Here is a 25,997-nt window from a genome sequence, read left to right as displayed (position 1 = left end):
GCCGAAGTCCTTTTTTATTACAAAAAAATCTCGACTCCGCTCGATTTGACCTCTCAAAATCTACAGCATAAAATCAAAAATCTACAATCCAAAATCAACCCTTCATTCCCTTGCGTATATTCAAACTTATTCTTATTTTTAGTACTTGAACTATGCCGTTATGATAGAAATAGATATTGAAAAAGAAAATAAAGCGATTGCACAAGAGTATAAAGAATTACTTCGAATCAGTTATCAGACTTTAAGTCCAGCCGACAAAAAACTTATCCGCCATGCATTTGATGTTGCTGTTGATGCACACAAAGAACAAAGACGTAAATCCGGAGAAGCGTATATCTTTCATCCTATTGCAGTTGCGAAAATTGTTGCCTCCGAAATTGGTTTGGGAGCGACCTCTATCGCTGCGGCCCTGTTGCATGATGTTGTTGAAGATACTCCGATAACCGTAGAAGATATTGAACGTTTGTTCAATCCGAAAGTTGCACAATTAGTAGAAGGTCTAACTAAGATTTCATTGGTTCAGAGGGATTTAAATGCCTCTATGCAGGCCGAAAATTTCCGAAAAATGATCCTGACACTGAACGATGACGTTCGTGTTATTTTGATCAAACTTGCCGATCGTCTGCACAATATGCAAACGATGGATTCGATGGCGGAATACAAACAGACCAAAATCGCCTCAGAAACGCTTTACATCTACGCTCCTCTTGCCCACCGTTTGGGACTTTACAATATCAAAACCAAACTAGAGGATTTAGGATTAAAATATACAGAACCGGCAGTTTACAACGACATTGTAAGCAAAATCAGAGAGACAAAAGAAGAACAGGATGCTTATATCAAAGACATTTCAGATGTTTTAAAGAAATCTTTAGACAGTGAAGGCGTCGATTATGTCATCAAAGGACGTCCGAAATCTATTTACTCGATTCGTCGAAAAATGCGTGCTCAAAATGTGAGTTTTGACGAAGTGTATGACAAATTTGCCTTAAGAATTGTCTACAAATCAGATCAGCATGATGAGAAATTTATAGCCTGGAAAATCTATTCCATCGTTACAGATCATTACAGACCAAGCCCGAGTCGTTTGCGCGACTGGATTTCCTCACCAAAATCAACCGGTTACGAAGCCCTGCACATTACTGTTATGGGACCAAAAGGCCGCTGGGTTGAAGTACAAGTTCGAAGCGAACGTATGGATGAAATTGCCGAAAAAGGATATGCAGCCCATTACAAATACAAAAACGGTGCAACCGAAGAAAGCGGTTTGGATGTATGGCTGAATTTACTTCGTGAAGCATTAGAAAATCAGGAAACCAATGCTGTAGATTTTGTCGAAGATTTTAAAATGAATTTATATTCCAAAGAAATCTTCGTCTTTACACCAAAAGGAGAAATCAAATCACTGCCAAAAGGAGCCACATCGCTTGATTTTGCCTTTAGCATCCACTCCGAAATTGGAATAAAAACCAGAGGAACACGCGTCAATGGACGATTAGTTCCTTTAAATCACGAATTGAAAAGCGGCGATCAGGTAGAAGTTATCACCTCTCCTAATCAAAAACCAACTGTAAACTGGTTGGAATATGTGACAACTTCGCGTGCGAAAACCAAAATTAAAAATGTTCTGAACGAGAACACTAAAAAAATCGCCGAAGAAGGAAAAGAACTCCTTACCCGAAAATTAAAACATCTTAAAATCACCATTAACGAACAAGTTATCAATGAGTTGGTAAACTTTTTCAAACTTAAAACGAGTTTAGATTTATTTTACAGAGTGGGTATTGGCGCGATCGAAAATCAACAATTAAAAGATTATGCGGCGCAAAAAAGCAATACGTTTATCAATTTCTTCAAAAATAAAATCAAGCGAAACAAAGAGAATACCGCTTCAGAAGACATTCACAAACCAATCATCAGCAGTAACTACGACATGCTGGTTTTTGGAACGGAACATGACAAACTTGATTATAAACTCTCCCCATGCTGTAACCCCATTCCGGGAGATGATGTTTTTGGATTTGTAACCATCAATGAAGGAATTAAAGTCCATAAAAAAGACTGTCCGAATGCAATTGGCATGCAGTCGAACTATGCTTACCGAATCATGAGTGCCAAATGGATTGACTCTTCTCAGGAAGAATTCAAAGCCATTATCAACATAACAGGAATGGACGTTTTAGGACTTACCAATCAATTGACCAGAGTAATTTCGAACAATATGAGCGTGAATATCCAAAGCATTTCGTTAAGCACTGATGCCGGAATTTTTCATGGACAAATTGCTGTAATCGTTCAAAACAATACCATTTTGAAGAAAATGATCAATGCCATTAAAAAAATCGACGGAGTTGATAAAGTAACAAGGGAGTACAGAACTTAAAAATTGTTTATAGTTTATGGCTTGTTGTTTCAGGTTTCAAGTTTCAGATTCACGAAGTTCAAAAGCCAAAACCAACAACTAACAACTCATAACTCATAACTTTTTTAACCTATCTATAAGGGTTTTATAACTAAACTTTAAACCCGAAACTTTTATTCATTAAAAATAAAAAATTATCTTTGCCGGATATGACACTCATTTCAACTGACAACACTAGAAATCAAGAAATTGTAAAAAATGTATTTACACTGTATCTTGAGCAAAAAGGGCATCGCAAAACTCCTGAGCGTTATGCTATACTTCAGGAAATTTACGATAGCGAAGAACATTTTGATATTGAAAACTTATACATCAAAATGAAAAACAAGAACTATCGTGTGAGTAGAGCTACATTGTACAACACGATTGAGCTTTTGTTAGACTGCGCTTTGGTTAGAAAACATCAATTTGGGCAAAATCAGGCTTACTACGAAAAATCATATTTTGATAAACAGCATGACCATATTATCATGACTGATTCCGGTGAGGTAATTGAATTTTGCGATCCAAGAATTCAGACCATCAAAAAAACAATCGAAGAAATATTTGATATCGAAATTACAAATCATTCGTTGTATTTCTACGGAAACAAAAAGCAAAAACAATAATTCCGAAAGGTATTATTCAGAAAATATAAAAAAGAAAATTAACTACATTAATCAGTGGGGCAACACGGATTGCCTCAACGCAAATTAAAAAGAGAATGACCGTAGATTTATTACTAGGATTACAATGGGGAGATGAAGGTAAAGGAAAAATTGTAGACGTACTTACCTCAAATTATGATATTATTGCACGTTTTCAAGGGGGACCAAACGCAGGACATACATTAGAATTTGACGGAATTAAACACGTACTTAGAACCATTCCTTCCGGAATTTTTCATAAAAAATCAGTAAACATCATTGGTAATGGTGTAGTAATAGACCCGGTGGTTTTCCAAAAAGAAATCGAAGGTTTAGAGAAATTTAACCTTGATATCAAAAGCAAACTGATCATTTCAAGAAAAGCACATTTAATTTTACCAACACACCGTTTATTAGACGCTGCTTCCGAAGCCTCTAAAGGAAAAGCAAAAATCGGATCTACTCTTAAAGGAATTGGACCAACTTACATGGACAAAACCGGAAGAAACGGATTGCGTGTTGGAGACATCGAACTGGAAGACTTTAAAGAGCGTTACAGAGCATTAGCTGACAAACATGAAGCTATGATTGCTTTTTATGATGTAGCGATTCAATACAATTTAGCTGAACTTGAAAAAGAGTTTTTTGAAGCGATTGAAGAATTAAAGAAATTAGATTTTATTGATAGTGAAGAATACATGTACCAGGCTCAAAAAGCTGGTAAATCAATCTTATGTGAAGGAGCTCAGGGTTCTTTATTAGATGTTGATTTTGGAACTTATCCATTTGTAACTTCTTCAAACACTACAGCTGCCGGAGCTTGTACCGGTTTAGGAATTGCTCCGAACAAAATCAAAGAAGTATACGGAATTTTCAAAGCTTATGTTACACGTGTAGGTAGCGGTCCATTCCCTACTGAACTTTTTGACGAAGTAGGTGCAACAATGGCAAAAGTTGGAAACGAATTTGGATCGGTTACAGGAAGACAAAGACGTTGTGGATGGCTGGATTTAGTAGCTTTAAAATATGCCGTTCAGGTAAATGGAGTTACTCAGTTGATGATGATGAAAGGTGATGTACTTTCGGGATTTGAAACTCTAAAAGTTTGTACTGCATACAACTACAAAGGAGAAAATATCTCTCACTTTCCTTACAACATCGAGCCTGAAAACGTAACTCCTGTTTACAAAGAGTTTAAAGGATGGCAAGCTGACTTAACAGGAATGACAACTTACGATCAATTACCGGTTGAGCTAAAAGAATATATTGAGTTTATTGAAGCAGAAGTTGGAGTACCGATCAAAATTGTATCGGTTGGACCAGACAGAAAGCAAACGATAACAAAATAACACCTCTAAACGCTCTGATAATCAGAGCGTTTTTTTTATACCAAGCATTTCTAATGATGAAAAATCCAAAAATTAAAGTTACCGAAACTCAATTACTATCAGACAATTGGTACCTGCTGAACAAGGTAACTTTTGATTACGAAATGAAAGATGGCAAAATAGAATCTCATATCCGTGAAGTGTATGACCGTGGAAATGGAGCTGCCATTTTATTGTACAATACCTCTAAAAAAACCGTTATTCTAACCCGACAATTTCGTCTGCCTACCTATCTAAACGGAAATAAAACCGGAATGCTGATTGAAGTTTGCGCAGGACTTTTAGATCAGGACAATCCGGAACAGGCAATTATTCGCGAAACGGAAGAAGAAACCGGTTATCGCCTGCAAAAAGTGCAAAAGGTTGTCGAAACCTATATGTCACCGGGATCAGTAACCGAAATTTTATACCTTTTTGTGGGAGAATATGACGAGACCATGAAAGTAAACGATGGTGGCGGACTAGACGCTGAACAAGAAAACATAGAGGTTCTGGAATATACTTTTGACGAAGCTTATGCCATGATTGAATCCGGCGAAATCACAGATGCAAAAACGATTTTATTATTGCAGCATGCCAAAATAAAAGGTTTAATTTAAGATTTTTTGAGTATTTTAGATAAAACTAAAATCTATTAAATGCTCCATTTTAAAACATTCTTTTTTCTGTTTTTTCCGTTTTTTCTCTTTTCACAAAATGAAAAATGGCCTGCCGCAAAACTAAAACAGGATTTATCGACTTTTAAGGAAATTAGAGAAAAAGCCAATTCAGGGGTTTATAAATACCGCACCAAAAAGCAGATCGACAGTATTTATTCGTGGGCGTTTTTAGAATTAAAAAAGCCTAAATCACTACTGGATTTCTACAAAATAGTCCTCAAAATCACTGACTTCGAAGGCAGTGTGCACAACAATACAACTCTTCCTGATGAATTTCTAAAAAAATATACATCAGGAAAAGTTTTCTTTCCGTATCCTGTAAAACTACTTGATAATAAAATAATTGTCAATTTTAAGAATTCCGAAATTCCTATTGGATCTCAAATTCATAAAATCAACGGCATTAAAATCGAGAAAATAATCTCTCGTTTCTATAAATATTACACGACGGACGGTTATAATCTTTCTGGCAAATCAATCGGAATCAGCGCTTCATTTGGAAGGTATTTCGAACTGGAATACGGTCCGAAAGATCATTTTTTGGTCGAATATTCACTTCCTGATCAAACTCAAAAACAATCCAAAAAAGTTCTTGCTGTTTCAAACGAGACAAGAAAAGAAAACTTTAAAAACCGACATTCTTTACCTATTGATAGCCTGTATTATGGAGAAATTAAAAACAAATACACTTTCAAACTCGCAACTCCTAAAACGGCATTACTTTCTATACCTACTTTTGCAATTGGCATGAATGCAGAGGACAAAGAGCATTTAGTCTATAAAAAATACCTGGACAGCTGCTTTCAGTTTCTCTCGCTTCATCCCGAAATTAAAAACTTAATTGCAGACGTTCGTAGTAATGGCGGTGGAAGCGATCCTAACGACCTTGTCGCTTTTTCTTATCTGACACAAAAACCGTATCAGGAAAACACATCGGCATTTATTAATTTTCAAAAAATTCCGTACCCGCAGTATTTTGTGTATCAAGAAACAGAACCTCAAAAAAAGGTCGAAGAACTCCATGAATTTGAAGCTGAACTTAAAGAAGAATACCCGGAATTGAAAGGCAAAATATATCTGCAAGATCCCAAATTCAATCGTTTATTACAGCCAGACAAAAATAATTTTAAAGGGCAGATTTATTTATTAATTAGTCCCAGAATCGCATCGGCGGGATCACTCTTTGCTTCTTTAGTTGCAGGCCATACCAATGCCATAATCATTGGAGAAGAGACAATGGGAGGTTACTATGGCCATAACGGACATACACCTATTGAATACGAACTCCCAAATACAAAAATAAAAACGCAATTTTCGATTGTCAACTTAGAACAGGATGCTCCTACGAAACTCAATCAGCTTTTTGGAAGGGGCGTAATTCCCGATCATGAAGTCAAACAAACAATTGACGATTTTGTACAAAATAAGGATACGCAGTTTGAATATACTTTGAAATTAATTGAGCAGAAATAAAATGAAAATCCAATAAACTATTCAGGTAATTGTATAAACGATTTGACTAGTAATCAAATAACTTTACTAGTATAAAAAATGCAATTATGAGAAAGTTACGCTACACCTCAGGTATTTTATTATTCATTATTCTGGCTTTAACCGCATCTTGCAAAAAGAACGAAACAGTTGAATCTAAGGCTAAATCCAAAAAAAAGATCGAGTATAAAAAACCAAAATCGATCTCTTATCACTTTGAAAACACCAAAGAATGGCTTAAAACTAATGCATCCGACAGCAGTAAACTTCGCATTGCCTACGCTCTAAACCGAACCGATCAGAAAAATTTCGTAAAAATGGATTCGGTTATACTTCCTGCCGATTTCACTGGTGATTTGGTGTATTATCTTCCGTTTCCTCTGCATGTTACCGCTTTAGAAGAGGTTTCAAAAGTGATTCTTTTTTCCTATCCTTCTCAGGTATTTGCCGCTTATGAAAATGGAGAACTCCTCTACACAGGCCCTACTAATATGGGAAGGAAAAAAGATCCTACTCCAACCGGATTATTCTTTACCAATTGGAAAGCCGAAAAAACAACCAGTACTTTCAATGACGAATGGGACTTAAAATGGAATTTTAACATCGAAAACAAACTGGGGGTGGGATTTCACCAGTATGATTTACCAGGATATCCTGCATCACATTCTTGTTTGAGATTACAGGAAAACGACGCTAAAAATCTTTACAAATGGGCCGATGAATGGATCTTAAAAGACCGCGAAAACATAAAAGTAAAAGGAACTCCGGTGATCGTTTTTGGAAGCTACCCTTTTGATGCGGCAAAACCCTGGCTGGCATTAGTAAAAAATCCTAAAGCATTAGATCTCTCTGAATCCCAAATTGAAACACAAATACAGCCTTTTTTAAAAGAAATTCTGGAAAATCAAAAACTTAGAGAGGCTGAACCAGCCGCTACCCCATAAATAAGATTTTTAATTAAACACAAACAATACAAATCAGTTAGAATCATTAAGAAATGGTTTTAACTGATTTTTTTATTTCACAAAACTTCTCCCTTCCCGCACCTTTGAACCTTTGGACCTTTACAATCTTCAATTTAAACTTTTTTTAATAAATGAATAAACGTTCATTTATTATTTATATATTTGCAACATTATTAAACCAACTTACACAAATAAGACATGAACCATTCCCTTATAAAAAACAAAAAGATTGCCATTATTGGCGGTGGACCTGTTGGCTTAACAACAGCCCGAATTCTACAAATTAATGGTGCTGAAGTAAGAGTATTCGAAAGAGATCTGAACGCCCAGGCCAGAACTTCCGGCGGAACACTTGACATTCATTCTGATTCCGGTCAGAAAGCAATTGACAAAGCAGATTTAATGGACGCATTCTACAAATATGCCCGTCCGACCGGCGAAAAAATGGCTGACATGCACGGTAACATTACTTCTACTGAAATGCCTACTGAAGAAAACGCCTATTCACGTCCTGAAATCGACCGCAATGATTTACGAAAAATCATGCTGGAAAATCTAACAGAAAACACAGTAGTTTGGGACAGTCATTTAACCCATATCGAGAAAACCGGAGCGCAATATCATTTAGAATTTAAGAATGGGGCTACTGCGACCGCTGATTTTGTAATTGTGGCCAATGGCGGAAGATCGAACGCCCGAAAATTTGTAACCAATCTGGAACCTCAACTTTCAGGAACGTACATCATTCAGGGAGAAATTGCTCATCCGGATCGTGATTATCCGGAATTCAAACCTAAATATGGAGACGGAAATGTAATGGCAATGGGAGAACACAAAATGTTTTACACTCATACCTTACGTGATGGTTCGGTGCATTTTGGAGTTTCTTTCAAAGCAGATGAAAATTGGGTTTTAAACAACGGAATTGATTTTGAAGATCTCACCGCAGTTAGAGCTTTTTTGAACGAAACTTTTAAAAACTGGAGCGACGATTATAAAAAATTCTTTAATGCCGCAACCGATTTTTCAGGACTGCCTTTACGTTTGTTCTCCTTAAAAGATTCCTGGAAAGAACACTCCAATATTACTCTTGTTGGTGATGCAGCGCATTTAATGCCTCCTTTTGCAGGTGAAGGTGTTAATATGGGATTATTTGATGCTTATCATTTAACGGAAAATTTAACCAACGGAAAGTTTGAAACCATTCAGGAAGCTATTACTGATTACGAGAAAAAAATGTTCAAATACGCTTTAGAAGCACAGTGTGAAACCTCCAAAATGGAAATTTTACTGCATTCTGACAACACAACAGAAGACATATTAAATAGCAGGATTGGCTAAAAAATCGAGTAATTAAAACTAAAAAAGGCATAAGACACTAAATCTTATGTCTTTTTTGTTGGTAAAAACTTATATTTCTCTATTTTTAGTATTCCAAAATTCTTTACTGTAAATCCATGAAATTACTTTTCCTTTCAACACTTTTATCTTTTTCTGTGTTAATAACAGTACATTCTCAAGCAAAAAAAGAAATCTATCAATTCTCTAAAGATATCGATTCAAAGATTGAAAAAGATAGTGTAAAATGGAAATACCAAACCGGAGCAACTGACTATTCTGTGGGCGGCTATTACAAAAAAGCACTTGAAACCTGGGATAAAAATGGGGCAACTATACCTGTATTAACCAAAGAAGATAGTTTGTACCTAACAAAATTTCATCCTGAAAATGCAAAAAACTACATCGTTAACCGATCGAAAAAGGAAAAAGTCATTATCCTAAATGAAGCGCACAACAATGCCAGACACCGGGTATTTACAACTTCATTATTACAGGGACTTTACGATAATGGTTTTCGCTTTCTGGGTCTTGAAGCTCTTTCCGATTCTTTAGTAAATAAGCGAAAATTTCCTGTTTTAGAGAGCGGATACTATACCAAAGAATCTCAATTTGGCAATTTAATTGATACCGCTCTAAAAATAGGTTTCACCGTATTTGGTTATGAAGACTTCGAAACTCCAAATTTAAGCGGAAAAGACCGTGAAATTAAACAAGCACAAAACATTGCCAAGTGGATCAACAACAACCCTGACGGAAAATTTTTAATTCATTGCGGATACGATCATATTATCGAAGGCACACCATCAATTAAATCCTGGGAAAAAGCAATGGCCGGAAGACTAACAGAAATTACAGGAATAAATCCATTTACTATTGGTCAGGTTCGGTACTCAGAAAGAGGAGATCCAAAATTAAACCAGCCTTATATTCAAATCACGAATGTAGCGTATCCGGCAATACTGATCGATACTGATGGTAATGCCTTCAACGGCCCCATGAACAACACCCAGAAGGTAGACTGTGCCATCATACACCCCATTACTAAATACAAGAACGAAAGGCCAGACTGGCTGGATTTATCAGGAAATCGAAAAAATTACACTATTCCAAACTCAAAAATAAAAGAATTTCCGGCATTAGTTTTGGCCTATCGAATTAATGAATTTGAGAATGAAGGAATCCCTGCTGATGTTATAGAAATCTTAGATAACAGTAAAAAAGGGAACTTAATACTTACTCCCGGAAATTATAAAATCATTGTCAAAAACAAGGATTATAAAATAACAAACGAGTTTTTACTCGCTGTAAAAAAATAGCCCTATATAAAAAATCAAAAAAGGCATAAGAAATTCATTCTTATGCCTTTTGTTTTATAGAAAAAACTAAAAATTATCTGGAATAATTTGGAGCTTCTTTTGTAATGGTTACGTTATGCGGGTGACTTTCAGTGATTCCGCTTGAAGTAATTCTAACAAAACGTCCTGATTCTTGCAACGTTGGAATATCTTTTGAACCACAGTATCCCATTCCGGCACGAAGACCGCCAATGAACTGAAGCATACTTTCGTTTAATTCTCCTTTATAAGGAACACGTCCCACAATTCCTTCCGGAACTAATTTTTTAACATCGTCCTCAACATCCTGGAAATAACGATCTTTAGATCCACCCTGCATCGCTTCAACAGAACCCATTCCACGATACGATTTGAATTTTCTTCCTTCGAAGATAATTGTTTCTCCCGGAGATTCTTTTGTTCCTGCCAGTAACGAACCTAACATTACACAATCAGCTCCTGCAGCAATTGCTTTAGGGATATCTCCTGTGTAACGAATTCCACCATCGGCAATTACCGGAACACCGCTTCCTTTGATAGCCGCAGCTACTTCAAGAACTGCTGAGAACTGAGGGAAACCAACACCGGCAACGATACGGGTTGTACAGATAGAACCAGGTCCGATACCCACTTTTACACCGTCAGCACCGCTTTCTACTAAATATTTAGCCGCTTCCGGAGTAGCAATGTTTCCAACTACTACGTCTATTTGAGGGAATTTTGATTTTACTTCTTTTAATACATTTACCACACCTTCAGTATGTCCGTGAGCAGTATCGATGATAATGGCATCAACACCTGCTGCCACTAAAGCTTCCGCTCTTTGAACAGCATCACCGGTTACTCCAATTGCCGCTGCAACTCTCAAACGTCCGTAAACATCTTTGTTAGCGATTGGTTTTTGAGTCAGTTTTGTGATATCTCTAAAAGTGATTAAACCTACTAATTCATTATTAGCATTTACCACCGGTAATTTTTCGATTTTATGTCCTTGTAAAACTACTTCAGCCTGCTCTAAAGAAGTTCCTTCAGCAACAGTTACTAAGTTTGTACTGGTCATTACCTCAGCAATTGGTCTTGCTCCGTTTTTCTCGAAACGCAAATCACGGTTGGTAACGATTCCTTTTAGTATTTTATTTTCGTCAACGATTGGAATACCACCAATTCCGAATTCTTTCATTGCATTTTTAGCATCTGCAATAGTTGAATTTGTTGGTAAAGTTACCGGATCGATAATCATTCCTGATTCTGCACGTTTTACTCTTCTAACTTTCGCAGCTTGTTGCTCGATCGTCATATTTTTATGTAAAACACCAATTCCGCCCTCCTGAGCCATAGCAATTGCCATAGAACTTTCGGTAACGGTATCCATAGCAGCTGATACTATAGGAACATTTAGCGTTATATTTCGTGAAAACTTTGATTTAATACTCACTTCGCGGGGAAGCACATTCGAGTAGTTAGGTACTAATAATACATCGTCGTAAGTTAAACCTTCGCCGATAATCTTGGAGTTGTGTGCTATCATGGTGCAATTTCTAGTTGAATTGCGTGCAAATATAGTAAATAAATTGCTAACTTGAATGCTAAGTTATTCTTAAATTTATAGTTAAGGAATTAATCTTACAAATGAACAGTATGATAAATTCCAAGTTTTGAAATTCCAAATTCCAATTGTTAGAACCTGAAACTTGAAACCTGAAACTTGAAACCTGGAATTTGGAATTTGGAATTTTTAAAACCACTATTCTTCCGAATTGTCGTTAAAAACAAAATTAAATCCGAACTGGAACGCCATACTGTTGGCTTTTGAAACATCTTTTAGTTCTAAGAGGTTATTGACCAGAAGATACATATTCAGTTTTCCAACTGTACCTGCAAGTCCTAAACCAATATTTTTACTTGAATAAGAATCAACTGTATAAGTAGCCTTTACATCTAATTTTTCAAAAATACTGCGTCTGTAAAAAGCGGTTAATGCCACAAAAGGTTCTACAGGCATAGACATTGCAAACAGCTGTCCTCCTACACCGTTGACATATTTTCGGGTGACTTTTCCATGGCAATTACAATCTTCATCCGAACGTGATTCACCAAAAGAATACTGAAGGGAAGAATAGAATTTTGTTGGTCTGAAGGTGGTGTACTTATTATAAAGTGTGTCACGTGGTATGGCTTTATCAAAATCATCAAAGATATTCTTCGGTTCATTTGAATTATCAAAATTTGGATTTACACCTTCGTAATGATACGTTCCTTTATAGGTTAAGGTTTCTACATCTTTAGACTGTCTCACAAAACCCAAATCAACAATACTTGCAGTAAGCTGAAGATTATCCTTAAAATAATAGGTAAAACCGGCATCAAGTCCTAAACCTAAACTTCCGTTAAAAAAAGTATTGTGCGCAATATCTCTCGGAATATCTCCTTCATATTCATCTTTTGTAAATGCAGCAATACCTGAAGTCTTTATCTCTAAGTTAGACGAAATCGTCTGGGTGTATAAATTAGGTGTTCCAGCAGCCTGTCCGGTATAAATATATCCTGAATTTCGGGTTGATGTTGCATTTGCTCCGCTCGAATAGATTTTGGCACGACCTCCCAAAACCAGTTTCTCGCTTACTTTTTTATGAAATCCAACATGAAGCACAGAAAGTACTTCGGCTCTTAAATTTAAATCGGATAAATTGAATGACTTACCTATATAATCTTTATTCCCGTCTAATGCCAATATAGCGGGATCCTTCGGAACATACATTAAAAAATCAAATTCCTGATAAGCCCCGAAAGAAACATACGACTGGCTGTCTTTTCCTCCTACTCTGAAACCACCTGAAAACAGTTCAAGCTGCTGGTTGATCTGCGTTTTATCTCTACTGGATGATTTATTAATAACATTTCGAACCTTATCGTTGAAATTCACCCCGTTATTCGCAAATAAATCATAAGCCGAAAAGCTGCTTGACCCTAAATTTGCTGAAATTCCGGATAAAACAGGAACTCCAAAATAGTATTTATAAGCTACATCTGCTCCCGGATTTACAAGTGAAGATTGCGGAATGGCGGTAAAATTATACAGTAATTCTTTATTTTGAGCAAAGCAAGAAAACTGAAACACGACTATCAGAACTAAGTATAATTTTCTCATTGAATTACCATATAAGCGGTTGCACTTGAGCGTAATTTTAAACTTCCTGTACTGCTTCCGTTTAAAGGCGGACCTGGTGCCATAACCACTACAAAGCCAAGTTTACGGGTCTGTTTCAATAAATCTAATCGTTGATTTTCGAATACTTCGGTAGGATATTTTATAACATTTGTTCCTCCTGAGTAAGCAGGAACTGCCAGTGTTATGGTTTGAAGAATTTGATCGCTGGCACTGAGAAGTAATACATTGAGTGTAAAAGCTCTATTGATGGTATTCTCCATTTCAAAATTAAACTCGGCTTTAACGAGATGATCGTTGAAGTATTTTTCTTTGAAAATATCAAATTCCTGAACATCAAATGCTATTTGCTGCTCTGTACCGTTATCGACAAAGGAAGCTGCCGGAACATTAAAATAAGCCAGATTCGCTACAAGAGCAGGTTCCAGCTTAAAATCTTTAGTCTGATCAAAATCCAGATCACTGGAACATGATGAAAATAGGACAGATAGAAATAGTATCTGAGAAATTCTCTTTATGAAATTTGGTCTCATAGTATTTTCCTAAATACTAGCAACGTTAATTTGCTATTACTTACTTATTTGTTTTTGGTAAGTAAATATAAGCTTTTTCTAGTGAAATTTTCCAAATAATTTTGATGCTTCATTGTACGCACTCTCAAAACTTAGAGAATTCAAACCTGTCACTTTTTTATTGGAGGTAAAATACGAAATCAGCTTTTCGGTCGGCATATTACCTGTCAGCTTATCGGTTGCCATCGGACAGCCTCCAAACCCCTGAATAGCACCGTCAAAACGGGTACAGCCTGCGTTCGAAGCTGCCTCTATTTTCTCAAACCAACTGTTTGGCGTGGTATGCAGGTGTGCTCCGAATTCAATTTGCGGATATTTCGGAATTAAATTGGAAAAAAGATACGTGATTACTTCCGGTGTAGAACTACCAACGGTATCTGAAAGTGATAGAATCTTAACTCCCATTCCCGCCAATTTTTCTGTCCATTCGCCCACGATCTCCACATTCCACGGATCCCCGTAAGGATTTCCGAACCCCATCGAAAGATAGGTCACTACTTCTTTATTTTTCTGATCGGCGATTTCAAGAATTTCTTCGAGCGTGATTAAAGATTCAGCGATTGTTTTATGGGTGTTTCGCATCTGAAAATTTTCAGATATCGAAAAAGGAAATCCCAGATATTGAATAGGTTGATGTGCTGCGGCCAGCGCTGCCCCCTGTGTATTGGCAATAATCGCTAACAATTTGCTTGTTGTCTGCGACAAATCAAGCTGAGCCAGAACTTCGGCAGTATCCTGCATTTGAGGAATTGCCTTTGGAGACACAAAACTTCCAAAATCGATAGTATCAAAACCCACTCTCAGTAAAGACTGTATATAGGAAACCTTATTTTTAGTAGGTATAAAAGTTTTGATGCCTTGCATAGCATCACGTGGACATTCGATAATCTTGATTTCTTTATTCAAAGCTTATTCTTTTATGCAGGCTAAGTTAACTTCTTTTTTAAAGAAATAAAAGTTATAATTTTCTTTAATTGTATTACACGATAAGGTAACACTTTAATATGTTACATAAAAACGTAACAATTTACAATGTTACACAAAAACGTAACATTGAAAAATATTAGCTACATTTGTAATACTATTATTATTCTTTTTATTTATATTTGAAACTATGACTAGTGTAATCACAGGGGATATAATCGATTCCAGAAAGCAAAAATCAAAAGACTGGGTAGAATCTTTAAAGAGAATCTTATCTCCTTTTGGAGATACGCCTCTTCAATGGGAAATATACAGAGGGGATGAATTTCAAATTGAAATAAAGAATCCCGAAGAAGCTTTATTGGCAGCCATCCTTATTAAAGCACATTTAAAAGCTTTAAAACTGGACGCCCGAATGAGCATTGGTATTGGAGATAAAACACATGATGCTGAAAAGGTCTCTGAAAGCAATGGTTCTGCCTTTATACACTCAGGTGAACTTTTTGAGACTTTAAAGAAACTAAAAGTAAATTTAGCATTACGAACCGGCGATACGGCTATCGATGAAAAAATGAATTTAATGCTTCAGCTTGCTCTTACTTTTATGGACAACTGGCCTGCTCAATCTGCCGAATTTGTGGCAATTGCGATAGAAAATCCAAATTTGTCGCAAGAAGAATTAGCTCCGAAATTAGGCATCAAAAGAGCTGCCGTAAGCCGAAGACAAAAACGGGCACAGTTTGATTTAATATTGAGTTTAGACCGCTATTTCAGAACACAAATAAACCAACTTACAACGCTATGATTTTATTTATAAAACTACTTTTAGCACATTTACTGGGTGATTTCACTGCACAACCTAACTCCTGGGTAGTCGATAAAGAAGCCAAAAAACACAAAAGTATTTATTTATATCTTCATATTCTTTTACATGGAATTCTGGCAGCAATTTTAGTCGGAGAAATTCAATTTCTTCCTTATGCTTTGCTAATTGCCGTATCGCATGGTGTTATCGATTTAATCAAACTCCATTTCCAGAAAAATAAAACAAAACGCAGTTGGTTTGTAGCAGATCAGGTACTGCATCTTTTAGTTTTAATTGGCGTTGCTTTTCTCTATAATGGTAAAACGGTTCATTTTCTATGGCTCAACAATCAATTTTGGATTTTAGCCACAGGAATTTTATTCATTACAAAACCAACTTCTATTCTGATTAAAACCATTATATCGATCTGGAATCCCGAAAGTCAAAGCAGTCACAATGAAAACTCACTCTCCAAAGCCGGAAACTACATTGGCATATTAGAAAGATTATTTGTTTTCTGTTTTATTCTAACGGGACATTTCGAGGCCATTGGTTTCCTGTTAGCCGCAAAATCTATTTTTAGATTTGGCGATCTAAAAGAAGCCAAAGACCGAAAACTAACCGAATATGTTTTAATTGGTACGTTAATTAGTTTTGGAAGCGCTATTGCTACAGGACTAATCGTTCAGGTACTGCTTTTACAATTGCTTTAAAACCTTTTTATTGATTGCTTTTATCAAAGCCGGTCCTTCATAAATAAAACCGGTATACAATTGTACCAGGCTCGCTCCTGCATTCAATTTCTCGATTGCATCATCGGCAGTATGAATTCCACCTACTCCAATAATCGGGAAGGCTTTGTTGCTTTTTTCCGAAAGAAAACGAATGACTTCCGTCGAGCGTTTTGTTAGTGGCTTCCCTGACAATCCACCCGTTTCTACTTTATTGGCAGATTGCAATCCGTCACGTGAAATTGTAGTATTGGTCGCTATCACACCCGCAATCTGAGTTGTTTTTACAATATCAATAATGTCTAATAACTGCTCATCTGTAAGATCCGGAGCAATTTTCAGTAAAATTGGTTTTATCTTTTGAGTACTTGTTTTTTGTTTCTCTGTATTCCTGTTTTGAAGCGTTTGCAACAGATCCGTCAGAGGTTCTTTGTCTTGTAATGCACGTAAATTAGGTGTATTTGGCGAACTTACATTGACCACAAAATAATCTACGTGATCAAACAGGGCATCAAAACAAATGATATAATCGTCTACTGCATTTTCATTTGGCGTTACCTTGTTCTTTCCGATATTTCCACCAATTAAAACTCCGGAATTCTTTTTCAAACGTTCTACAGCTTCCAGAACTCCGCCATTATTGAATCCCATTCGGTTGACGATTGCCTGGTCTTCTTTTAGTCGAAACAATCGTTTTTTAGGGTTTCCTTCCTGTCCGACAGGAGTTACGGTTCCAATTTCGATAAATCCGAATCCGAAATCTGATAATTCTTTGTACAGCTTGGCGTCTTTGTCAAATCCTGCCGCCAAACCTACGGGATTTTTGAATTTAATTCCAAAAACTTCACGCTCCAGACGACTGTCTTTTACTTCGTAAATTGATCTGATAATTGATGAAACCCCGGGGATTTTTGAAATGAATTTAACGAATGAAAAAGTAAAGTAATGGACTTCTTCAGGATCAAACCCAAAAAGTATCGGGCGAATTATCGATTTATACATAGTAGTGTGTTGTTGTTGTTGTTGTTGTTGTTGTTTTTTCGGGTGCAAATTTAATTATAATACTTTGAAAATGGCTTCTTTTTGCGAAAACAAATTACATAAGGTTTTGACCCTATATTTCTTTGTTCAAATGATTTTTGCCGCAATCAAAAATCCTCTTTTTCATAATTTCATTACAACAATTTAAACAGAAAACGAAATCCTTAAACATCACAACCACAAAACTAACTACAACTACATCAATACTTAACAAGCAAAAAACAATAATACTATTAACTTTATAAAATAAATAGAGTTTAAAAAGAACACTTTATAAACTTTATTCTTAAATTTACCCGCAACTACTATTCGATAAAAACATTCGTCATGAAAAATAAAACGTATTGGATTTTTGCCCTTCTAACCATCTCCCTTATTACAATTACTTACGGCTATACTAAACTTAGAGAACCGAAACAAAAGTTAACGGCGATGTATTGTGACGAAATTCCAAATACCACAGAGGAATCATTGTTTCAACCCACAATCGAAAATAAAAACAAACCTATTGGTAAAACTCCTGCAGGAATGGTATGGATTCCGGGTGGAGAATTCTCAATGGGAAGTAATGTTGAAGATGAAAGTTTATGCAGCATAAAAGGAGTTACCAAAGACGCCGCACCCATACACCGCGTTTATGTAGATGGATTTTTCATGGATAAAACTGAAGTCACCAACGACCAATTTGAAGCTTTTGTAAAAGCAACTGGTTATGTTACTTTAGCGGAAATAAAACCTACTCATGAAGAATATCCCGATGTTCCATTAGAAAACCTCGTTGCCGGATCGGCCGTATTTACCCCTACTCCTGCCAAAGTTGATCTCAACAACTATATGCAATGGTGGACTTATGTGCATGGCGCTGACTGGAGACATCCTGAAGGAGCAGGAAGTTCTATAAAAGGAAAAGGCAGCTATCCCGTTGTTCAGATTTCTTATGACGATGCCGCCGTTTATGCCAAATGGGCCGGAAAAAGACTGCCAACCGAAGCGGAATGGGAATTTGCTGCCCGTGGCGGAAAATCAGGTCAGTTATATGCCTGGGGAAACTCCTTAAAACCAAAAGGAAAATTTCAGGCCAACATTTATCAGGGACACTTTCCTGTTGAAAAAGGAGACACGGGTGAAGACGGTTATATTGGGATTGCCCCCACCGCAAAATTTGCCCCTAACCCTTATGGTCTTTATGATATTGGAGGAAATGTATGGGAATGGACCAATGACTGGTATACCGCAGACTATTACAAAATAATCAGTAAAAAGGATCAGGTTATCAAAAACCCTCAGGGCCCTGAATCTTCTTATGATCCTTCAGAACCGGGGCTGCCGAAAAAAGTACAGCGTGGCGGATCTTTTTTATGTACCGATCAGTATTGTACCCGCTATATGGTAGGCACCAGAGGAAAAGGAGATTACAAATCACCAGCCAATCATATCGGTTTCAGATGTGTTCAATAAGATTTTTTTATCTACTAATAATCTTTGTCATACTACTTATAAATCCAATTTCTTGAGTTTAAATTCATGAAATTGGATTTTAACTTTCTATCATTAGCGCAAATCAATGAAATTTGTGTCAACCTTTTTCAGCCTAATTTATAGTTTTCATAATTTATGGCTTTACAACCCCTAACTATTTACTTATATTTGCCTAAAAATAAAATAAAAAAATGCAACATATCATAGATCGTTTTGTTAGTTATGTAACTATTGACACTGAGTCAGATCCAAATTCAAAAACAACTCCAAGTACAGAAAAACAATGGAATCTTGCCAATAAATTAGTAGAGGAATTAAAGACAATTGGCCTATCAGATGTTACCATAGACGACAAAGCTTACATTATGGCTACCTTGCCTTCTAATGTTGATCATGAAGTTCCAACCATTGGTTTTGTATCTCATTTTGATACTTCTCCTGATTTTAGCGGAGCAAATGTAAAACCTCAGATTGTTGAAAACTATGACGGAAAAGACATCGTTTTAAATGCTGAGAAAAACATCATTTTATCTCCCAACTATTTTAAAGATTTATTACAATACAAAGGACAAACCATTATTACAACTGATGGAACAACCTTATTAGGGGCCGATGACAAAGCAGGAATTACTGAAATCGTCTCTGCTATGGAATACTTAATTCAGCATCCGGAAATTAAACACGGAAAAATTAGAATTGGTTTTACTCCTGACGAAGAAATTGGCCGTGGTGCACATCATTTTGATGTGAAAAAATTTGGCGCCGCATGGGCTTACACTATGGACGGAAGCCAGATTGGTGAATTAGAATATGAAAACTTTAATGCAGCCGGAGCCAAAATCACTTTTAAAGGAAAGAGCGTTCATCCGGGTTACGCCAAAGGAAAAATGATCAATTCAATGTTGATTGCCAACGATTTCATCAACGAACTTCCAAAAGGAGAAACGCCACAGGAAACTAAAGGTTACGAAGGATTTTTCCACGTTCACCACCTCACCGGAAGCATTGAAGAAACTGTTTTAGAATTGATTATCCGCGATCACAACAAGAAAAAGTTTGAAAAACGCAAAGATTTAATTGCTAAAATTGCAAAAAAAATCAATAAGAAATTTGCGAAAAAATTCGGAGAGGATATTGTAATTGCCGAAGTAAAAGATCAGTACTATAATATGAAAGAAAAAGTACTTCCTGTTAAACACATCGTTAATATCGCCGAAAAAGCAATGAAAGAATTAGGCATCAAACCTATCATCAAACCTATTCGTGGCGGAACAGACGGATCGCAATTATCTTTCATGGGACTTCCTTGCCCGAATATATTTGCAGGTGGTCATAACTTTCACGGAAAATACGAATATGTTCCTGCCGAAAGCATGCAAAAAGCAACTGATGTTATTGTAAAGATTGCTGAATTAACGGCAATTCCGGGTATTTTTGACACTCCTGAGAAACCGAAAAGAAAAAAATAACGAAAAGGAAAAGCATGTCCGATAAAAAACACGTTTGGGATAAAGTCAACAATTGGGAAGAAGAACTCCTTTTCCTGAAATCTATTATTGATAAAACCGAACTGGTTGAAACCGTAAAATGGGGCGGTCCCGTTTATGTATACAACAAAAAAATGTTATCGGCATAGGAGGCTTTAAAGAGTATTTCACAATTTGGTTCTTCAACGGTGTTTTCCTGAAAGATAAAAAAAAGAGATTGATCAATGCTCAGGAAGACAAAACAAAATCTTTGCGTCAATGGCGTTTTACCTCAAAAGATCAGGTAAACGAGGCAGAAGTTTTGACCTACATTTCAGAAGCCATTGAAAACGAAAAACAAGGAAAAGTCATTAGACCTGCAAAAAAGGAAGCTATTGTTTCTGAGTTTTTTCAGAAAGAACTGGATCAGGATCCCGATTTGGCAGAAGCATTTCAAAAATTCAGCCCGTACAAGCAACATGAGTTTCTGGAGTACATAGAAACTGCCAAGCAGGAAAAAACCAAACTTTCGAGAATTGAAAAAATAATTCCGATGATATTAGAAAACATCGGATTGAATGATAAATACAGGTAAACGGAATTTCAAATTTTAAAAATTCCAAATACCAACCCATACAAAACCTTTGTTCGAAGTTTAAAACTTTAAACAAAGGTTTTTTTTATTTACACAAAGTACTTTCATTTCGAGAAACAAGACTCGGGAGATAACAAACAGGCAAAGCAAATCACATTAGCAATTCCACCCCAATCGTCACCAATCTTTGTCGAATTACTTGTGTGATCACTCGTTCCTCGAAATGACAAGATTGAGGCAAACTTCTTTTAAACCAAAAAAAAATCCCAAACTCCATTTGGAATTTGGGATTTACTATTTTGAAGTTTCTTTTTTCGAAGAAAAAATTAAGCTTTTTTATTCAAAGCAGAACTCATTTCCATAGAAATCGCTGAACGCTCAATTTTCAATTTCCCGGACATTGTTTCGATCACCGCACTAGTTTCAGCAAGCTCAACGATTTTCCCGTGAAAACCACTTTTAGTAATTATTTTATCACCTACTTTTAGGCTGCTTTCAAATTCTTTTTCGTTTTTAACTCTTTTTTGTTGTGGTCGGATCATAAAAAAATATAACACGACAAACATTAGTAAATAAGGCGCAAATTTCATTAAATCTTGCATAGTATTCAGTTTTTATTTTTGTTATTAATATTTGTTTTTCCGGCTCTTAGGCAGTACTCAGAACGACAACTCAATTGGGATTTGGAATTTAAAAAATTGGAAATTCTTCTCAATTACATTAAACCACGGCCTACTTTGATCATCTTTTTATTCGCTGTAAGCTCTTTAACCAGATTATCTAAAATTCCGTTGATAAAAATACTACTTTTTGGAGTAGAATACTCTTTTGCAATTTCTAAATATTCGTTAAGAGTTACTTTTACCGGAATAGAAGGGAATTTTAAAAATTCGCAGATCGCCATTTTTAAAATAATAGTATCAATTTCCGCAATCCTTTCGCTGTCCCAGTTTGGCGTTTTATCATCGTATTCTTTTGCAAAAACCGATTCGTTTAAAACTGTTCTTCTGAACAAATCTTTAGCAAAATCCTTATCCTCAACATCTTTGTACAATCTAGGCACTCTGAAATCGTCCGGATCTTCCGTTTTAATCGCTTTTAATTGTTTAATGATGTGTGTATTTACAACCGGAATATCATCAACCCAGGTTAACTTATCATCTTCTAAATACTCATATAATTTTTCATTTGGAACAATTACTTCAGCAAACAAATCAATCACAAATTGTCTGTCTTCTTCAAAAGTATTGGTTGTAGTACTCATGTATTTTGCATACAAAGCACTTGACTTAATATCATTTAAAAGTAAAATAATATAATCGTCGTTCAGGTTCCAGTTGTTAATTTTACGATTTTCTAAAGCAATACTAAGTGAATTACTTTCGGCCAGAAGTTGAAAAATTTTGTTTTTTATGAATTTTTCATTCGGATTACGTTCTGCAGCGGTTGCAAGATGTTTTTTACTTGAAAGATGTAAAAAAACAGACTCTTTTTTGCAAATTTCAATCAATGAAGAAAGCATTATAAGATATAGATCCTGAATATTGTCAATACTGTAAAAAAGAAACTTCTCTTCTTTTTCCATATTATCAGAACCGCTTTGATGCATTGCATAAATGGATTGCATTACTTTAACGCGTATGTGTCTTCTATTTACCACCTTGTAAGAACATTTTAAAAATTAGTCTGCAAAAGTAAGTATTTAACTCTTTATAATAAAATTAATTTGTAAAAAAGTCACAGTGTTCAGTTGCAGTTTTCAGTATTGTTTAAACCTTATAAAAAATCCCAGTACTCAGTCACAATTTTCACGCATGAAACTGAGACTGAATACCGGGACTGAGACTACAAACTAAAAATTACTTCTTAGCTGCGTTTTCAATTTTTCTCAAATCGATACGATTTTGAGCAATTGTAAGAGCCGCTTTATGCGTTGTCATTCCGTTTTTCACAGCATACTCGATAATCTCTAAAGTTGTATTATAGATATTTTCGGTTTTTGTCATGATTTCAGCTTTACCGTAGTGCTCTAATTCAGCATATACGTTGATGATTCCACCAGCGTTGATTAAGAAATCAGGAGCGTATAAAATTCCTCTTTCCTGTAATCTTGCTCCGTGAACATTCTCGTCAGCCAACTGATTGTTAGCTGCTCCGGCAATAACTTTAGCTTTAATTTTATCTACAGTTGCATCGTTGATGATCGCTCCCATTGCACATGGTGCATAGATATCAACATCAGCAGTATATAAATCTTCACCAGAATAGATTGAAGCATTGTATTTTGAAGCTACCTGAAATAATTTCTCTTCATTGATATCAGTAATGGTAACGATTGCTCCTTCTTTAGTTAAATACTCAACCAAAGCTTCACCTACGTGACCAATTCCCTGAACTAAAACTTTTTTACCTTCTAAAACATCAGTACCAAACTTACTTTTAGCGGCAGCTTTCATTCCTAAATAAACACCGTAAGCAGTTATTGGAGAAGGATTTCCTGAACCACCTCTTTCTTCAGAGATACCTGTAACATAAGGTGTTACATCTCTAACAGTGTCCATGTCTTTTGTTTCCATTCCAACATCTTCAGCAGTAATATATCTACCGCTTAAAGAGTGAACAAATTCACCAAACTTACGCATTAATTCAGGTGTTTTTTGCGTTTTAGCATCACCAATAATTACTGCTTTACCTCCACCGATATTCAATCCGGTAATGGCTGATTTATAGGTCATACCTCTTGAAAGACGCAAAACATCGTTTAATGCTTCCCATTCAGTATTATAATTCCACATTCTAGTACCTCCCAAAGCTGGTCCCATAACCGAATTATGAATACCAATAATTGCTTTTAAACCTGTATCTTTGTCATTGCAAAATACAATTTGTTCGTGATCGTCAAAAGACAATTGACCAAAAACAGGATCCATTTTCTGAAGTTCTTTTCCAGTTGCGAAAGTTGCATCCATAGCGCTACTATATTATTTTGTTAAAATTATGAATATGTCAAAAAGACTTCTCAAATTTATATAAAAAATATACATGTGCTAATTTATTATCTTTAAAATAACAATCTAACAATCGTTTTGTTTTGATAAAATTATATATTGCATTAATTTTTATTCATAATATTTCACCAAATCAAAACATTTTAACATTGAATCTCTTAAAAAAATGAAAGAATTAAGTTATTTAAACAAATATTTCATCAAATATAAATATAGTTTTTCTTTAGGTATTTTAATCACCATAATCGCACAAATATTCTCTCTGTTTACTCCAAAGCTCATTAGCAAGTCGTTAAACGCCATTGAAAAATTTGACAAACTGCCTCAAGCCGATCAGACATCTCAAATTGTCATCGATAATTACCGCGAAGGATTAATTCATAACGTACTGCTAATCATAGCCACTACCATTGTAGCAGGATTTCTAACGTTTTTAATGCGTCAGACTTTGATCGTAATGTCGCGCCATATCGAGTTTGATTTAAAAAATGAGGTTTTCAAACAATATGAGAGACTCTCACAAAACTTTTACAAACAAAACCGCACCGGAGATTTGATGAACCGTATTAGCGAAGATGTTTCAAAAGTTCGTATGTATGTAGGGCCTGCGGTAATGTATACGATCAATACATTTATTCGCTTTGCCATTGTCATTATATATATGTACAATGTCTCACCACTATTGACAATGTACACTATTTTACCTTTACCTATTCTTTCCTATTGCATTTTCAAACTAAGCTCAGAAATCAATAAAAGAAGCACCACTTTTCAGCAATATTTATCTAAAGTTTCCAGTTTTACACAGGAAATCTTTTCCGGTATTCGTGTTATAAAAGCCAATTCATTAGAAAATCAGCATCAGAACAACATGATCGCTCTGGCGCACGAAAGCAAGAAAAAGAGTTTGGATTTAGCCAAAGTACAGTCCTTATTTGGTCCTTTGATGATTGCTTTAATCGGAATCAGTAACCTTGTAGTGATTTACTTTGGAGGTGTGATGTACATCAACGGAACAATTCCGAATATTGGAACGATTGCCGAGTTTATTTTATATGTGAATATGTTAACCTGGCCAGTAGCATCATTAGGATGGGTTTCATCGATGGTACAGGAAGCTGAAGCCTCTCAGAAACGTTTGAATGAATTTTTAAAAATTGAGCCTGAAATAAAAAACAATAACGAAAATCGTTCTGATATTGAGGGTACCATTTCTTTTGAAAACGTAAGCTATACGTACGAAGACACCAATATTGAAGCACTTAAAAATGTAACTTTTACCGTCAAAAAAGGAGAGACATTAGCCATTTTAGGAAAAACCGGTTCAGGGAAGTCCACAATATTATCATTGATCTCTCGTTTATATGAGGTAACCGAAGGAAAAATCACTATTGATGAAAACGAAATTAGCGGTCTGAATCTATATGATTTGCGAAATAATGTTGGAATTGTGCCTCAGGACGCTTTTCTATTCTCGGACACTATTAAAAATAATATAAAATTCGGTAATCAGAACGCTACAGATGAAGAAGTAATCGAAGCGGCCAAAAATGCAGTAGTTCATGATAATATTGTCGCTTTTAACAAACAATATGATACTGTTTTAGGAGAAAGGGGAATCACTCTCTCAGGCGGACAAAAGCAGCGTGTGTCTATTGCGCGCGCCATTATTAAAAATCCGGCGATTTTACTTTTCGACGATTGTTTGTCGGCAGTAGATACAGAAACAGAAGAAACGATCCTTAGCAATTTATTTGAAATTTGCAAGGATAAAACTACAATAATAGTAAGTCATAGGGTATCATCTGCAAAAAACGCCGATAAAATAATCATTCTGGAAGACGGGAAGATCATTCAACAAGGCTCTCATAATCAATTAATAAATCAGGAGGGATATTACGCGTCGTTATATTTAAAACAACTTTCAGAAAAAGAATTACTTTAATTGTTGCGTAATCGATAATTTTTTATGATTTTTGAGTAC

At 35.7% G+C, this 25,997-nt stretch carries 21 protein-coding genes and 1 pseudogene; 14 read left to right on the top strand and 8 right to left on the bottom strand.

Annotated elements, in window-relative coordinates; translation table 11 throughout:
- Positions 1–160: 160 nt before the first annotated feature.
- From ACAM30_RS14570 to ACAM30_RS14535, 8 genes are all read left to right on the top strand, one after another.
- Positions 161–2,383: a bifunctional (p)ppGpp synthetase/guanosine-3',5'-bis(diphosphate) 3'-pyrophosphohydrolase gene (locus ACAM30_RS14570; protein ID WP_369615326.1), complete on the top strand. Its 2,223-nt coding sequence runs from the start codon at positions 161–163 to the stop codon at positions 2,381–2,383.
- A gap of 188 nt (positions 2,384–2,571) precedes the next feature.
- On the top strand, positions 2,572–3,030 hold the full coding sequence (locus ACAM30_RS14565) for a Fur family transcriptional regulator (protein WP_017495397.1): 459 nt from the start codon (positions 2,572–2,574) through the stop codon (positions 3,028–3,030).
- A gap of 95 nt (positions 3,031–3,125) precedes the next feature.
- Positions 3,126–4,397, top strand: coding sequence for an adenylosuccinate synthase (locus ACAM30_RS14560; protein WP_017495398.1), 1,272 nt, complete (start codon positions 3,126–3,128; stop codon positions 4,395–4,397).
- 56 nt (positions 4,398–4,453) lie between these two features.
- Entirely contained in the window at positions 4,454–5,035 is a 582-nt protein-coding gene (locus ACAM30_RS14555; protein WP_369618655.1) for an NUDIX domain-containing protein, read from the top strand.
- 39 nt (positions 5,036–5,074) lie between these two features.
- Positions 5,075–6,568: a S41 family peptidase gene (locus ACAM30_RS14550; RefSeq protein ID WP_369615325.1), complete on the top strand. Its 1,494-nt coding sequence runs from the start codon at positions 5,075–5,077 to the stop codon at positions 6,566–6,568.
- An 86-nt stretch (positions 6,569–6,654) separates the two neighbouring features.
- A complete protein-coding gene (locus ACAM30_RS14545; protein ID WP_369615324.1) occupies positions 6,655–7,530 on the top strand; it encodes a L,D-transpeptidase in 876 nt (291 codons plus the stop codon).
- A gap of 219 nt (positions 7,531–7,749) precedes the next feature.
- Positions 7,750–8,892, top strand: a complete 1,143-nt coding sequence (locus tag ACAM30_RS14540; protein WP_369615323.1) for an FAD-dependent oxidoreductase — start codon at positions 7,750–7,752, stop codon at positions 8,890–8,892.
- A gap of 116 nt (positions 8,893–9,008) precedes the next feature.
- On the top strand, positions 9,009–10,208 hold the full coding sequence (locus ACAM30_RS14535; protein ID WP_369615322.1) for a hypothetical protein: 1,200 nt from the start codon (positions 9,009–9,011) through the stop codon (positions 10,206–10,208).
- Positions 10,209–10,281: 73 nt separating this feature from the next.
- Here the strand turns inward: ACAM30_RS14535 and guaB are convergent, their stop codons facing one another.
- The 4 genes from guaB to ACAM30_RS14515 form a co-directional block, all read right to left on the bottom strand.
- Complete coding sequence (gene guaB, locus ACAM30_RS14530; protein WP_264529384.1) at positions 10,282–11,754, bottom strand: IMP dehydrogenase; 1,473 nt, start codon at positions 11,752–11,754, stop codon at positions 10,282–10,284.
- 216 nt (positions 11,755–11,970) lie between these two features.
- Positions 11,971–13,374, bottom strand: coding sequence for a DUF5723 family protein (locus ACAM30_RS14525; protein WP_369615321.1), 1,404 nt, complete (start codon positions 13,372–13,374; stop codon positions 11,971–11,973).
- Entirely contained in the window at positions 13,371–13,925 is a 555-nt protein-coding gene (locus tag ACAM30_RS14520) for a hypothetical protein (RefSeq protein WP_369615320.1), read from the bottom strand. Before ACAM30_RS14520 ends, ACAM30_RS14525 begins: the two co-directional genes overlap by 4 nt.
- A 78-nt stretch (positions 13,926–14,003) precedes the next feature.
- The gene (locus ACAM30_RS14515; protein WP_369615319.1) at positions 14,004–14,870 is read right to left on the bottom strand and encodes a hydroxymethylglutaryl-CoA lyase; all 867 of its coding nucleotides are present in this window, start codon (positions 14,868–14,870) and stop codon (positions 14,004–14,006) included.
- 208 nt (positions 14,871–15,078) lie between these two features.
- Here ACAM30_RS14515 and ACAM30_RS14510 point away from each other — a divergent pair, with 208 nt between their 5' ends.
- Together ACAM30_RS14510 and ACAM30_RS14505 are read left to right on the top strand one after the other, a co-directional pair.
- Positions 15,079–15,693 carry a SatD family protein gene (locus ACAM30_RS14510; RefSeq protein WP_369615318.1) on the top strand — a complete coding sequence of 205 codons (615 nt, stop codon included), beginning with the start codon at positions 15,079–15,081 and terminating at the stop codon, positions 15,691–15,693.
- Positions 15,690–16,406 carry a DUF3307 domain-containing protein gene (locus ACAM30_RS14505; RefSeq protein WP_369615317.1) on the top strand — a complete coding sequence of 239 codons (717 nt, stop codon included), beginning with the start codon at positions 15,690–15,692 and terminating at the stop codon, positions 16,404–16,406. The genes ACAM30_RS14510 and ACAM30_RS14505 overlap by 4 nt, the downstream gene beginning before the upstream one ends.
- On the opposite strand, the gene ACAM30_RS14500 is transcribed toward ACAM30_RS14505, so the two are convergent.
- Entirely contained in the window at positions 16,392–17,426 is a 1,035-nt protein-coding gene (locus ACAM30_RS14500; protein WP_369615316.1) for a quinone-dependent dihydroorotate dehydrogenase, read from the bottom strand. The genes ACAM30_RS14505 and ACAM30_RS14500 overlap by 15 nt on opposite strands.
- 366 nt (positions 17,427–17,792) lie before the next feature.
- On the opposite strand from ACAM30_RS14500, the gene ACAM30_RS14495 reads away from it, so the two are divergent.
- From ACAM30_RS14495 to ACAM30_RS14485, 3 genes and pseudogenes are all read left to right on the top strand, one after another.
- Positions 17,793–18,923, top strand: coding sequence for a formylglycine-generating enzyme family protein (locus ACAM30_RS14495; protein WP_369615315.1), 1,131 nt, complete (start codon positions 17,793–17,795; stop codon positions 18,921–18,923).
- Between the two features lie 212 nt (positions 18,924–19,135).
- The gene (gene pepT, locus ACAM30_RS14490; RefSeq protein ID WP_369615314.1) at positions 19,136–20,413 is read left to right on the top strand and encodes a peptidase T; all 1,278 of its coding nucleotides are present in this window, start codon (positions 19,136–19,138) and stop codon (positions 20,411–20,413) included.
- Between the two features lie 14 nt (positions 20,414–20,427).
- Positions 20,428–21,005 (top strand): annotated as a pseudogene (locus ACAM30_RS14485) (YdeI family protein).
- Positions 21,006–21,331: 326 nt separating this feature from the next.
- Here ACAM30_RS14485 and yajC read toward each other — a convergent pair.
- The 3 genes from yajC to ACAM30_RS14470 form a co-directional block, all read right to left on the bottom strand.
- Complete coding sequence (gene yajC, locus ACAM30_RS14480) at positions 21,332–21,607, bottom strand: preprotein translocase subunit YajC (protein WP_369615313.1); 276 nt, start codon at positions 21,605–21,607, stop codon at positions 21,332–21,334.
- 113 nt (positions 21,608–21,720) lie between these two features.
- A complete protein-coding gene (gene nusB, locus ACAM30_RS14475; RefSeq protein ID WP_369615312.1) occupies positions 21,721–22,632 on the bottom strand; it encodes a transcription antitermination factor NusB in 912 nt (303 codons plus the stop codon).
- Positions 22,633–22,864: 232 nt separating this feature from the next.
- A complete protein-coding gene (locus ACAM30_RS14470) occupies positions 22,865–23,974 on the bottom strand; it encodes a Glu/Leu/Phe/Val dehydrogenase (RefSeq protein ID WP_369615311.1) in 1,110 nt (369 codons plus the stop codon).
- Positions 23,975–24,179: 205 nt separating this feature from the next.
- On the opposite strand from ACAM30_RS14470, the gene ACAM30_RS14465 reads away from it, so the two are divergent.
- Positions 24,180–25,958 carry an ABC transporter ATP-binding protein gene (locus tag ACAM30_RS14465; RefSeq protein WP_369615310.1) on the top strand — a complete coding sequence of 593 codons (1,779 nt, stop codon included), beginning with the start codon at positions 24,180–24,182 and terminating at the stop codon, positions 25,956–25,958.
- Positions 25,959–25,997 lie beyond the last annotated feature (39 nt).

It is taken from the genome of Flavobacterium sp. CFS9 (genome assembly GCF_041154745.1).
Taxonomy (GTDB): Bacteria; Bacteroidota; Bacteroidia; order Flavobacteriales; family Flavobacteriaceae; genus Flavobacterium.
This window is presented reverse-complemented; position numbering and strand designations above follow the sequence as displayed.